We start from the raw sequence: 12,889 nt of genomic DNA on the forward strand, positions 1-12,889 counted from the left end.
ACTTTCTGGACAGCCCCTTTAAAAACTGACTTATTTTGTTCCGAAAAGACGATCCCCTGCATCACCAAGACCAGGAACGATATAGCCGTGGTCATTGAGTTTCTCATCAAGGGCTGCCAAATAGATGTCCACTTCAGGATGGTCTTTCTGGATCAATTCGATTCCTTCAGGAGCAGCAACGAGACACATCAACTTAATGTTTTTCGCACCGCGGTTCTTCAGGGAAGTAATAGCTGCAGCAGCTGAACCGCCAGTTGCCAGCATCGGATCGATCACAATAAAGTCGCGCTCTTCCACATCGGATGGAAGCTTAACGTAGTATTCAACTGGCAAAAGTGTTTCCGGGTCGCGATATAGACCTACATGCCCAACTTTCGCTGCTGGAATCAATTTTAAGATGCCATCTACCATTCCAAGACCAGCACGGAGAATCGGTACAAGCCCCAGCTTTTTCCCTGCAATTACTTTCATTTGCGCTTCAGCTACAGGAGTTTGAATGGTTACCTCCTCAAGCGGAAGATCCCGCGTGATTTCAAAAGCCATCAATCCCGCTACTTCATCCACAAGCTCACGAAATTCCTTTGTTCCTGTTTCAACGTCACGAATATGTGTTAATTTATGCTGTATCAATGGATGATCCAGAACAAAAACATTACCCATCCTGCTACCTCTCCTTTTTCACAACGGGCTTGTCCACCCGAGCTTTTTCTTTGCACATAACCTCTTCCGCATTTTACAGAAAAAAAGGAGCCACTTCAAGGTCTAAAAAGCTTCCAATTCGAAAAACATGAGGCTGTCCAATATGGCTATAACACTGAAAGGTGCTGTCTATCTGGAAGTAGTTGATCTCCGTTCCAGGCTGCTCGCTTTCCGCGGGGCGCGCGCTGAACCCCTCGGCGCAAGCGCCTGCGGGTTTCACCTGTAACGCGCGTCCAGCTGGAGTCTCACACCTTACACTCCAATCAACTTGTCAATGGAGATTGTTTTGCAAGTAATGACTCCACAATCAAAATTTTTTAAAAGGAGCTGCCAGAAGGTCAGTTTATGACTTTCTGGCAGCTCCTGCGGCAAGACGGTTATCCTTTTCTGCTCAATATGATCATGCTCACTGTAATGATCACAAAGGCTGTGAAGGCGAGCATCGGGATCGTGATAAAGCCCAGCCAGTTGATATAATCCTGCGAACAAGGCACACCTGATGTGCATACTTCAAATTCCTGCAATGCCGGAATCTTTTGCAGTGCGATGTGATAGCCTGACACAAATATACCTAAAACAGAGAGAGGCAGCACATAACGGGCAATTCTGCTGTCCTGATGGTAGAAAGCCACACCGAGAAATACGGCGAGCGGGTACATCAGGATCCTCTGGTACCAGCAAAACGTACACGGAACGTAATGCATGACCTCACTGAAGTAAAGTGAGCCGATGACCGCGATGATGGCCGTCAGCCAGCTCAGCAACAAAGGCTTGTTCATCTTACTTCTTCCCTTTCGCTGCTTCTTCTACTTGTTTCTTAAAGTCTCCGTACGTGCTTCCTGTAAACTTTTTGCCGTTTACAAAGAGTGTCGGAGTAGAGTCCACGTTTAGCTTGCTTACGAGTGCCTCATCCTTCTTTACGTCCTCATCATGATTCGAGCTGCTGAAAGCCCTTTTCACTTTGGCCGCATCTTTTTCAGACGTCGCTTCTGCCAGCGTCTTCACCAGGAAGTCCTCTTTAAAGATATCCCGGTGTTCGTCTTCTGGGTCTGCGGGCTGCTTTTTATATAAGAGCTCGTGGAACTTCCAAAAGCTGTCGTTGCCTAGTTCCGCATACACGGTTTCCGCAAACTGTGCCGATCGCCTTGAATCTACGTTGATGAACGGGTAGTTGATAAAATAAAACTTTATTTTTCCTGTTTTAATCAGGTCTTTATCAACTTCAGGGAAAAATGACATGTTGAAGTTTTTGCAGATCGGGCATTTATAATCCCCAAATTCAATAACCTTCACATCAGCAGATTGATCACCTAAGTAAGGCTGCCCTTTATAATCAATCGAGACATTTTGATTCGAGTCTTTCCCCTTGTCCCCCGGATTGCCCACAAACAAGACGACAATGATACCTAACGCAATAATACCGATGAACCAGAAAATCCAGCTTGAAGATTTTTGGTTTTTGTTTCGGACATAGTTTTTCGTCTGAGACTTTGCCTTGCTCTTTCCTTTTGGTTTTTGTTTAGCCATCTTTTCACCTCTACTACCTTAAATTTATATACTAACTATTCAATCACAGATCAATTCTCCTTAAGAGTATACAAGTTTTCTGCAATTTACAAATGAACATTCTCTTAACTTTACAGAATTTAAGCGAGGTGTGATTGAACCGCCAGCTATCACACCTCCCGCTTTTGAGGTAAAAGACTTGAGTGCTCCTTTCAAGCGTCAGAAACGGAAATCAACCACTCCTAAGGAGCAACAAAGGTTACGAAACAGCCAGCTACAAAAAAAGACGCCCTCTGCAGGGCGCCTTTTTCTTTCATCTCTTTTCTTACTCGTACAGCTTATACTTCCCGGCAAGAGCAGCTACACGCTCGCTTGCTTCCTTCAATGCTTCTTCACCTTCAGGATTTTTAACAACAAGCGCGATCAGGGATGCAATTTCATCCATGTCTTCAAGTCCGAAGCCACGGGATGTAACAGCAGCAGTACCGATACGGATTCCGCTTGTTACAAACGGGCTTTCAGTATCGAATGGAATCGTGTTTTTGTTTACGGTAATACCGACATCATCCAATGCTTTTTCAGCAATCTTGCCCGTAATGCCGAGCTTGCTTACGTCAATCAGGATCAAATGATTGTCTGTGCCATCGGACACAAGCGTGATTCCTTCTTTTTTAAGAGAATCAGCCAGCCTTTTTGCGTTATCAATGATTTGTCCGGCATACGTTTTAAAGTCTTCGCTTAATGCTTCGCCAAATGCGACAGCTTTAGCTGCAATGACATGCATAAGGGGTCCACCCTGGATTCCAGGGAAAATGGATTTATCAATTTTCTTGGCAAACTCTTCTTTACAGAAAATCATTCCGCCGCGAGGGCCGCGCAATGTTTTATGCGTAGTTGTTGTTACAAAATCAGCGTAAGGAACCGGATTCTCATGAAGCCCCGCTGCCACAAGCCCAGCGATATGCGCCATGTCTACCATGAGATACGCTCCTGCTTCATCGGCAATCTCACGGAACTTTTTGAAATCAATAGCTCTTGGATAGGCACTCGCACCAGCCACGATCACTTTCGGCTTATGCTCAAGCGCTTTTTGGCGGACATCCTCATAGTTGATGAGATGAGTTTCTTTGTCCACCCCGTACTCAACAAAATTGTACAAAACGCCGGAAAAGTTAACCGGGCTTCCGTGAGTCAAATGCCCTCCGTGTGATAGATTCATTCCGAGGACAGTGTCACCTGGCTCCAATACGGTAAAATACACAGCCATATTCGCCTGTGCACCGGAATGAGGCTGAACGTTGACATGTTCCGCTCCAAAGATTTTCTTGGCACGGTCTCTTGCTAAATCCTCAGCTACGTCAACATATTCGCATCCTCCGTAATAACGGCGTCCAGGATATCCTTCCGCGTACTTGTTGGTCAGTACGGATCCTTGAGCCTCCATTACCGCTTGACTTACAAAGTTTTCTGATGCAATAAGCTCAATCTTATTCCGCTGACGGCCTAGTTCGTCCTGTATAGCAGCAAAAACTTCTTGATCTTGAACAGCTAGCTTTTCCAAGTGTGCGCATCCCCTTCGTGTAAAAGTCCTTAATTCAAACCCATTGTAACATAGCCTTCCGGGGATTTGTTACGTCTCTTTTAATTTAAAAAAGAGTAGCCGCTTCCATTTTTTCAGGTAAGTAGGAGCTGTCCAATAAGCCGTTAGCAAGCATAGAAACAGGATGTCTATCTGGCAGCAGTTAATTTCCGTTCCAGGCTGCTCGCTTTNNCGGGTTTCACCTGTCACGCTCATCCCGCCGGAGTCTCGCACCTTCCACTCCAATCAACTAATCAAAGAAGATGCCTTTCTAAACAAAGGAGCTGCCAGAAGGTCAGTTTACTATGACATTCTGGACAGCTCCTCCTTACGGTTATTGTTCCAGCCTTTTTCTTTGGAAATCGGCAATCTGTTTATACTCATCTTCCAGGCTGCGTGAGACGGATAGGAAGATGGACATCAGCTCCTGATACGTATCGACGTTTTCAGGGTTTGGCTTGTGCTGATACGTGCTGCCGACCATCTCGGATACGATGGAGAAATCATCAATTTCTTCTAATGAATACAATCCAAGGATGACCGCCCCGAGACAAGAGCTTTCGAAACTCTCAGGAATCGTCACATCTTGATTGAAGATGTCAGCCATCATCTGCCGCCAAAGAGCAGAACGGGCAAACCCGCCAGTCGCCTGCACCCCTTTTGGAATCCCGATTAATTCCTGAAGAGCGAGCAAGACACTGTAAAGGTTGAAAATAACTCCTTCGAGCACCGCCCGGATCATATGCTCTTTTTTATGGTAGAGAGCAAGCCCAAAGAATGAGCCGCGCGCATTGGCGTTCCAGAGCGGCGCTCGTTCTCCTGCCATGTACGGGTGAAATAAAAGCCCGTCGGCTCCGGGAGAGACCTTTTTTGCGATCTCAGTCAGCATCTCGTAAGGATCGACTCCAAGGCGCTTTGCCGTTTCTGCCTCAGCAGCACCGAACTGGTCTCTGACCCATCGAAACGTCATGCCGCCGTTGTTTACAGGTCCCCCGATCACCCAATGTTTATCCGTCAGCGCATAACAGAACGTCCGGCCTTTCTGGTCGGTGATCGGCTTGTCACTGACCGTACGGATGGCACCGCTTGTCCCGATCGTAACGGCAACAACACCCGGTTCAATCGCGTTAACACCAAGGTTGGAAAGCACGCCGTCACTGGCTCCGATAATAAACGGAGTTTCCGTGCGTATGCCCAGTTTTTCGGCAAGTTCAGGCGCAAGCCCTTTCACAACATGGGTAGTCGGAACAAGCGTGGAAAGTTTTTCACTTGTAATGCCGGCAATGCTCAATGCTTCCTCATCCCATTCCAGCTTTTCAAGGTTCATCATTCCTGTTGACGATGCGATGGAATAGTCGATAAGAAACTCTCCGAAAAGCTTGTAAAACACATACTCTTTGATCCCGATAAACTTATGTGCAAGCGTATAGGCTTCATTCAGTTCATGCTTCATCCAGAGAAGCTTTGACAGCGGCGACATCGGGTGGATCGGTGTACCTGTTCTTAAGTAAACTTCATGGCCGTTGAGTTCTTCCTTAATTTTTTCGGCATAGGAAGCACTTCTGTTATCCGCCCACGTGATACTCTTCGTCAGTGCATTCCCCTTGGCATCCACTGCAATGACACTGTGCATCGCTGAACTGAATGAGATCAGCTCAAGATCATCCGGAGAAACGAGACTCTCTGCCATATTTAGTTTAATACAGGAAAATACGGCTCTCAGAATTTCTTCCGGCTCCTGCTCTGCAGTAGAAGGCGTTGGACTTAACAGCGGATAGCCCACTGTATGCTGAGAAATGACAGCTCCTTTTCGGTCAAATATCACTGCTTTCGTACTCGTTGTCCCGATGTCCACACCCATCAAGTACTTTTTTGAATCCATACCTATCATCCTTTCCGATCTTACACTTGCCTGTCTATAGCTTAGTATGTAACGAAGTCCGTTTGAAATTACATGATAAAAAGAGAGGGTGACACTATTAGAATAAGTCACCCCCTTTGCTTGAAATTATTTTTTTACCACTGCATGCCCGCCGAATTCATTGCGAAGAGCAGCTACTACCTTGCCTGTGAACGTATCGTCCTCAAGTGAACGGTAGCGCATCATGAGGGAAAGAGCGATAACCGGTGCTGGAACTTGAAGGTCCAGGGCAGCTTCCACTGTCCATTTTCCTTCTCCAGAAGAGTTCATCACACCCTTAATGCCTTCAAGCTTAGGATCTTTGGAGAATGCGTTCTGAGTCAGCTCCATGAGCCAAGAGCGGACAACTGAACCGTGGTTCCACATTTTCGCAACGGCTTCATAGTCATAATCAAACTGGCTTTTCTCAAGAACTTCGAATCCTTCAGCGATCGCCTGCATCATACCGTACTCGATGCCGTTATGAACCATTTTCAAGAAATGTCCGCTTCCGACTTTTCCTGTATAGAGGTAGCCGTTTTCCACGGAAAGATCTTTGAAAATCGGTTCGATGATTTCAAATACTTCAGGCTCTGCACCGATCATTGTACAAGCACCGTTTCGTGCTCCGTCAGTGCCTCCGCTTGTCCCTACATCGACAAAGTGAAGCTCTTTTTCTTTTAACTCTTCTGCACGCCGCAGTGTATCTTTATAGTTGGAGTTTCCGCCGTCGATCACAATATCTCCAGGCTCCAATACGTTTTTCAGTTCAGCAAGAACATCTTCCGTTATGTTTCCCGCAGGTACCATCATCCAAACCACACGCGGTGTGCTTAGTCCGCTGACTAGTTCTTTGATCGATTCAACGCCTGTTGCTCCATCGTTCGTAATATTTTTCACCTGTTCTTTGTTCACGTCTGTCGCTACGACCTCGTGGTTGTGGTCGAGCAGATTAAGAACAAGATTGTAACCCATTTTACCAAGGCCGATCATTCCGATTTGCATATATAAATGCCCCTTTCAAACAAACCATGATTACGGTTTGTGAAAATTTTTTTCTTCCATCGCTATTATATACTAAAATTTTTTCCGTTTACAAGAAAATAAATTTCATATTATGATAGACCCAAACGTCACGGTACAAAGAAAGGAAGAACGAACATGGCAGCTTCAAACTGTTTATCCAAAATTCGCTCTTCTTATGGCATATTAAGCGAAAAAGAAAAAAAGATTGCTGACTTTATATTGGAGGATCCTCAAAATATCATCCACTCGAGCATTAATGAAGTGGCTGATCATTTGGAGGTAGCGGATGCGACGGTCTTCCGGTTTTGTAAAAGGCTGGGCTTCAAGGGATTTCAAGCATTAAAAATTGCACTTGCCTCTGATATTGTCGGCCCGCTTCAGGATATCCATGAGACCATATTAGAAAGCGACACACCTGCCCAGATCGCCGAAAAAGTGTTTCAATCCAACATCGGCACACTCGAAGATACCCGGCAGATGCTGGATGAAAAAAGTTTTCAGGCGGCTGTCGATTGCCTGCTCGCCTCTCAAAAGATCGAATTCTACGGAAACGGCGGATCAGGCATCATCGCTATGGACGCTCATCATAAATTTATCCGTACCGGCAAACCAAGCATCGCTTATACCGATACGCACTTTCAGCTGATGTCTGCCTCCCAGCTGACGGAGCGGGATGTGGCTCTCTTTATCTCCCATTCCGGAACAAATAAGGATTTGCTGCACGTCATGAGGGTGGCGAAAGAGAATGGCTGCCGCACCATCTCGCTTACCGATTATGCAAAGTCTCCGCTCAGTGAGAAGGCTGATATCTCCCTGCATACGATCTCGAGGGAGACTGAATTCCGGTCTGAAGCACTCTCTTCCCGGATTGCACAGCTCAGTATTATCGATGCGCTCTATGTGAATGTGATGATGGCCGGCAAGGAAGAAGCAAAAAAATCGCTGCAGCGCATGCGGTCGGCGATTTCGGAGAAGAAGTTCTAACAAGAAACTGCAGAGGGGAAGAATTACTTGCGGAATTGATACTTTTACTTGCGGTTCGACATGGTTTACTTGCGGAAACTCTGCGTTTACTTGCGAAAATCGTCCACTTACTTGCAAAAATGCTTCAAATACTTGCAAAACCCATCATTTTCATAAGAAACCACCCTCTCCAGCACAAAAAAACCGCCCTTCTATAGGCGGTTTTTTTCTTTATCTATTAAAAGCAGCGGATGTCTTCCTTGGATGGATATACAGCACGCTCTCCGCCAATCAGCTTTGGCCTTGTTTTGGCGAGGGTAACGTGGGCTTCCCCGATGCTTTTTACTTCCGTTCTTACGGGTACAGCAACATGCTTCAGATGCATGCCGATAAAGGTATCCCCGATATCAATTCCAGCATCTGCTTTAATGTATTCAACGACGACTGGATCATTTAGATGATGGAAGGCATAAGTGGCGAGTGCGCCGCCTGCCGAACGCGCAGGCACAACACGGACTTCTTCATATCGAAGCCTGTCAGCGATCTCACGCTCCATCACAAGTGCTCTGTTCAAATGCTCACAGCATTGAAAGGCAAGAGCGACCTGACTTTCTTCCTGAAAGGTTTTTACCCCATTATAAAGAGCTTGAGCCGCTTCCATCGTTCCGGAAGTGCCAATTTTCCCTCCGGTTACTTCACTCGTACTGGCCCCTACGACCAGCAGCTGTCCAGGCTTTAACTGGGCTTGTTTTTGTAAATCAGATAGTGCATGAAAGACCTGCTTCTCAACAGTTTGCAGCTGGTCACTCATTGGTTGAATCGTCCCTTCTTTTGAGGTGAGAATCAGCGTCCAGCCTCTTCTGTCACCCTTTCGTTGCGGTACTTCCGCCTATTTTGCACCCTGCGCTTCATAATCAGAAATTTTTCCGACTCGTTTGCTGTGGCGGCCGCCTTCATATTCTGTCGTCAGCCATACCTTTGCAATTTCCAAAGCCAGTCCAGGTCCGATGACCCGTTCACCCATCGCCAGCACGTTGCTGTCATTGTGCATGCGTGTCGCTTTAGCGCTGAACAAATCGTGCACAAGGGCACAGCGGATTCCTTTTACTTTGTTTGCCGCTATACTCATACCTATTCCCGTACCGCAGATTAATATGCCCCGATCAGCCTCTCCGCTTGCCACCATTTCCGCTACGGGAATGGCGTAATCCGGATAATCTACCGAGGTGCTGCATTCACAGCCCATATCTTTTACATCCATGCCTATCTCCTGCATCATGCTCACAATTTCCTTACGAAGCTCTACTCCTGCATGGTCTGAACCAATCGCTACTCTCATCTGATCCTCCTGTATATTTCCGTATTCTACTTCAATTTTAAATTGAATTTTACATTGTTTCAACCGGTTAAACCGGTGATAACGGAAATATGAAGAGGCCATCTCTGTTTAAATCTTTTTTATGAGTTTTTCAATGAGGCTTTCAAGCTCGGCTCTCGTCTCGCGATAAAGATCGATACTTCCGCCAAACGGGTCAATGATGTCCAGGGAAGGCAAGCTGTTTTCCAGCGAGATAATTTTTTCTTTGAAAGGCTGAATATCAGCTTCAAATTTCTCCTGAACCGCTTGCTTGTCATTAGTATCGGCCTGATCCCATTTATTTTTATAGAAAGCTCTTATTGTTTCAATTTCAGCATACGCCTGATGAAGCTCTGAAAGCTGCTTTTCATAGTCATCGTTTTGATAGATGTATTCTTTAAGTGTGTATGCTTTCTCCACAGCCTCCGGATATTGATGGCAAACCGTATGTTTATGGCTTTCTGTCATCGTCAGGACAAGGTCGGCCCAACGGACAAGTGTTTCAGTCAAGGGTTTGGATTCATGTTTGAATGGGATGCCTTTTTCCGACATCGCCGTCACCGCATGGGTACTCGCCCCTGCCCCCTCTGCGGCAAAGACGCCAGCTGACCTTACTTCAACTTTTCCTTTTCCCAGGTATTTAAGCAATGCAGCCGCCATCGGACTTCGGCACGTATTTCCTGTACAAACAAATAAGATCTTTTTCATGATTTCCCACCCTCAGCTTCAATGTCTTTATTTACAAGTATAAAAAAAGATTGGCTCAGTGCCAATCGTTCATTTATTGTTTCAGCATTATAAGGGAAGCAGGAGCTTGATCCCAAAAGCAAGCAGAATCAATCCGCCGAGCGCTTCACTGTAGGATCCGAGCCACTTTTGAACTTTTCTACCCATCATCAGACCTCCCCATGTCAACAGCATGCTCATGATTCCGAACATGAATATGGTGAGAAACGTACGGGCTCCGTAAATTCCCAGACTTAGTCCAACAGAGAAACTATCCAGGCTGGCGCTCACAGCAAAAAGCAGCAGACCAAACCCGACAGGATTCACAAACGGCTCATTCTCAGGCTTGAATGAAGAATGGATCATCTGCAAACCAAGAAGGAGCAGCAAACAACCGCCGATGATGACTGCAATGCCCCCAAAGTGAGAAGAAATCTGCTTGCCAAGCAATAGTCCTGCAAGAGGCATCCCAATATGAAACAGTCCGATGACTACTCCTATTTTCACAATCTGCCTCAGCCTTAATTGCAGCATTCCCATACCGATCCCAATAGAAAAAGCATCCATACCAAGAGCAAAAGACATGAGCCACAGCGTCAGCCATTCACCGATTGTTACGACGTCCATTTACTTTCCCCCTAACTCCGCTAGTACAACCTTATGCACGTCCACCATTGATTAGAATCGGCGTTTCCGTTCCTCGAAAAAACCAAATATTAAGCAATTTTCGACATTAGCAGGGATATAGTTTTTTTTACCGTAAATAAAGGTTATAGAAAAAACGGGAAGAATCGGAGGGGAAATTTTCATGGCTGAAGACGGGAAATCGATTCATCCGGCAGTTGCTGAATCAAAAAAGAAAGCACACCGTATGGAAATTACAAAACAGCAGAGCATGACGTTCAAGTTTATTAAATCAGGCGAAACTTTCGTGATGACCGAGTGCAGCGGTGAACTCTCTGACTCATTGGGCTATAAAGAAGAATGGGTGATCGGAAAGACGCCTGAAGAAATTTTTCCGAAAGAGCTCGCCGCCTTTAAAATGGATTGTTACGAACAGGCCTGGAAGGGAGAGTATATTACATATGAAGCCCAACTGAACAATGTCCCATTCCTCGTATCGTTAAATCCAGTCTTTGAAAATGGAAAAGTCGTTGAGGTGCGGGGCTTAAGCATCGATCTGATCCATAGGGTTATGATGGAGAGGCAGCTGGAAGAAAGTGAGCAAAGGTTCCGCTCGCTGATCGAGCATAACATCGATGCACTATTTTCCCTTGATTCCCAAGGGAAGTTTACGACCGTCAATCCGGCTGCAGAACTTCTTACCGGCTACTCGGGGAAAGAACTGCTCAGCATGACCTTTCATCCCCTGCTGATGGAAGAACATCTGGAAAAATCAGTCCAAGGTTTTGAGGAGGCCCTTAAGGGCACTCCAAAAACATACGATATGAAGATGAAAAGAAAAGACGGAGAAATTCGGTTTGTAAATCTGACCATCACACCGATTATCGTAAGCGATGACGTACTGGGACTGTATTGTATCGGAAAGGATATTACGGAAAAGAAGAAGCAGGAAGCCGAACTGAGGGAAACAAAAGAAACACTGGAGTCGCTGTTTACTCATTCCGCAGACATGATCGCCATCTATGATTTCGATAAACAAACGATCAAGCTGAACCCCGCTTTTGAAAAAACGTTCGGGTGGACAGAGGAAGAATTAAGGGACTGCAGAAGCCCGATTTTCCCCATTGTCCTTGATCAATATTTACAGGAATCACTGGAGATGATCCAGACGGTGAAAAAGGGAATTCCCATTATTGGCCACGAGATGATTTGTCAGCGCAAAGATGGATCCCTGCTGAACTCGAGTGTCACGCTGTTTCCCATATTTGATCAAAACGGCCGAGTACACGCATACTCGGGTATTTCACGTGATATCACTGAAAAAAAACGACAGGAAAAAGCCTTGCGTGAGAGCGAAGAAAAATACCGCATCATTGCCGAAAATACGATGGATTTAATCGCAACATCCGACAGGGAGGGGAAGATCACATACTCCTCACCCTCCAACAAGATGATTTTAGGTGTGGATCCTGCAGATTATCTAGGAAAAAATGCCATTGATTTCCTGCATGAAGATGACAAAAAACGGGTAACTCTCCTCATGCGCCGCATGGTCCAATCGAGACAGCCTGTAAAATATGAAGCTCGCTGGAAACATAACGATGGTTCCTATGTTGTATTGGAAACAAACGCAACACCAGTCATCAATGAAAAAGGCCATGTGGAAAGCGTCGTGGTTGTATCCAGAGATCTCACCGAGCGGAAAAAAACAGAAGAAATGCTTAGAAAATCCGATAAGCTTTCTGTTCTGGGCCAGCTGGCTGCTGGTGCCGCCCATGAGATCCGCAACCCTTTAACCTCTATAAAAGGGTTCTTGCAGCTGCTTGAATCGAAAGCAGAGAATGACTTTGAGTACTATGAAATCATGCTCTCTGAAATTGACAGGATCAATTCCATTGTCAGTGAATTTATGGTCTTGGCCAAGCCGCAGGTTATGAATCTCGTGCCGACCAACATCACTGAACTGATGCGCCATGTCATCTCACTGATTGAAACACAGGCCATATTGATGAACGTGCAGATTTATTTTAAAGCAGAGGACGATCTGCCTGTAATCTCCAGTGTGGACAACCAGCTTAAACAGGTATTTATCAATCTGCTGAAAAATGCGATAGAAGCGATGCCGGATGGCGGAAACGTGTTTATTTCCATTGAACGGAAAGAGAACGATCTGGTGGTGTCGTTTGCGGATGAAGGGTGCGGAATTCCTTCTGATAAGCTCTCTTCACTCGGTGAACCCTTTTATACAACAAAAGAGAAAGGGACAGGGCTCGGCCTTATGGTCTGCTATAAGATTATTGAGGACCATGGCGGGAGGATCCACGTGAAGAGCGAGCTGGGACAAGGCAGCACCTTTAAAGTGGTGCTTCCCATGCTCTCGATCGATCAGGAGGGCGCCCCCTTTATTGTCTGACCATAAATAAAGGGGCTGTCCAAGAAGTCTGGTAGCTGTTGATCTCTGCTCCAGGCTGCTCGCTTTCCGCGGGGCGTGCGGTGAGCCTCTTGGCGC

Annotated in this window: 12 protein-coding genes; 2 read left to right on the forward strand and 10 right to left on the reverse strand. The window is 46.0% G+C overall.

Going from position 1 to position 12,889, the window contains the following annotated elements; genetic code table 11:
* Positions 1–30: 30 nt before the first annotated feature.
* The 6 genes from upp to gnd all read right to left on the reverse strand — a co-directional run bounded on the left by upp (position 31) and on the right by gnd (position 6,689).
* A complete protein-coding gene (gene upp / locus P4361_RS01130) occupies positions 31–660 on the reverse strand; it encodes a uracil phosphoribosyltransferase (protein ID WP_091009321.1) in 630 nt (209 codons plus the stop codon).
* Positions 661–1,076: 416 nt separating this feature from the next.
* Positions 1,077–1,478: a disulfide oxidoreductase gene (locus tag P4361_RS01135; protein WP_062238312.1), complete on the reverse strand. Its 402-nt coding sequence runs from the start codon at positions 1,476–1,478 to the stop codon at positions 1,077–1,079.
* 1 nt (position 1,479) lies between these two features.
* Positions 1,480–2,226 (reverse strand): DsbA family protein, encoded by a 747-nt coding sequence (locus tag P4361_RS01140; RefSeq protein ID WP_328087937.1) that lies wholly within the window; start codon positions 2,224–2,226, stop codon positions 1,480–1,482.
* A gap of 304 nt (positions 2,227–2,530) precedes the next feature.
* Positions 2,531–3,766: a serine hydroxymethyltransferase gene (glyA, locus tag P4361_RS01145; protein ID WP_062238307.1), complete on the reverse strand. Its 1,236-nt coding sequence runs from the start codon at positions 3,764–3,766 to the stop codon at positions 2,531–2,533.
* A gap of 352 nt (positions 3,767–4,118) precedes the next feature.
* Complete coding sequence (gene gntK / locus P4361_RS01150) at positions 4,119–5,666, reverse strand: gluconokinase (RefSeq protein ID WP_328087941.1); 1,548 nt, start codon at positions 5,664–5,666, stop codon at positions 4,119–4,121.
* A gap of 126 nt (positions 5,667–5,792) precedes the next feature.
* Entirely contained in the window at positions 5,793–6,689 is an 897-nt protein-coding gene (gnd, locus tag P4361_RS01155) for a phosphogluconate dehydrogenase (NAD(+)-dependent, decarboxylating) (RefSeq protein ID WP_053356463.1), read from the reverse strand.
* Between the two features lie 156 nt (positions 6,690–6,845).
* On the opposite strand from gnd, the gene P4361_RS01160 reads away from it, so the two are divergent.
* Complete coding sequence (locus P4361_RS01160) at positions 6,846–7,694, forward strand: MurR/RpiR family transcriptional regulator (RefSeq protein ID WP_091009309.1); 849 nt, start codon at positions 6,846–6,848, stop codon at positions 7,692–7,694.
* Between the two features lie 217 nt (positions 7,695–7,911).
* On the opposite strand, the gene P4361_RS01165 is transcribed toward P4361_RS01160, so the two are convergent.
* From P4361_RS01165 to P4361_RS01180, 4 genes are all read right to left on the reverse strand, one after another.
* A complete protein-coding gene (locus P4361_RS01165; RefSeq protein WP_053356460.1) occupies positions 7,912–8,484 on the reverse strand; it encodes a TIGR01440 family protein in 573 nt (190 codons plus the stop codon).
* A gap of 78 nt (positions 8,485–8,562) precedes the next feature.
* Entirely contained in the window at positions 8,563–9,012 is a 450-nt protein-coding gene (gene rpiB, locus P4361_RS01170) for a ribose 5-phosphate isomerase B (RefSeq protein ID WP_328087947.1), read from the reverse strand.
* Positions 9,013–9,120: 108 nt separating this feature from the next.
* Complete coding sequence (locus P4361_RS01175; protein ID WP_265409111.1) at positions 9,121–9,738, reverse strand: low molecular weight protein arginine phosphatase; 618 nt, start codon at positions 9,736–9,738, stop codon at positions 9,121–9,123.
* Between the two features lie 87 nt (positions 9,739–9,825).
* Positions 9,826–10,383 (reverse strand): manganese efflux pump MntP family protein, encoded by a 558-nt coding sequence (locus tag P4361_RS01180; RefSeq protein WP_062238298.1) that lies wholly within the window; start codon positions 10,381–10,383, stop codon positions 9,826–9,828.
* Positions 10,384–10,564: 181 nt separating this feature from the next.
* Here P4361_RS01180 and P4361_RS01185 point away from each other — a divergent pair, with 181 nt between their 5' ends.
* Entirely contained in the window at positions 10,565–12,793 is a 2,229-nt protein-coding gene (locus P4361_RS01185) for a PAS domain S-box protein (RefSeq protein WP_328087950.1), read from the forward strand.
* Positions 12,794–12,889 lie beyond the last annotated feature (96 nt).

The sequence above is a fragment of the Fictibacillus sp. B-59209 genome (assembly GCF_036216745.1).
In the GTDB taxonomy this organism is placed as follows: domain Bacteria; phylum Bacillota; class Bacilli; order Bacillales; family Fictibacillaceae; genus Fictibacillus_C; species Fictibacillus_C marinisediminis.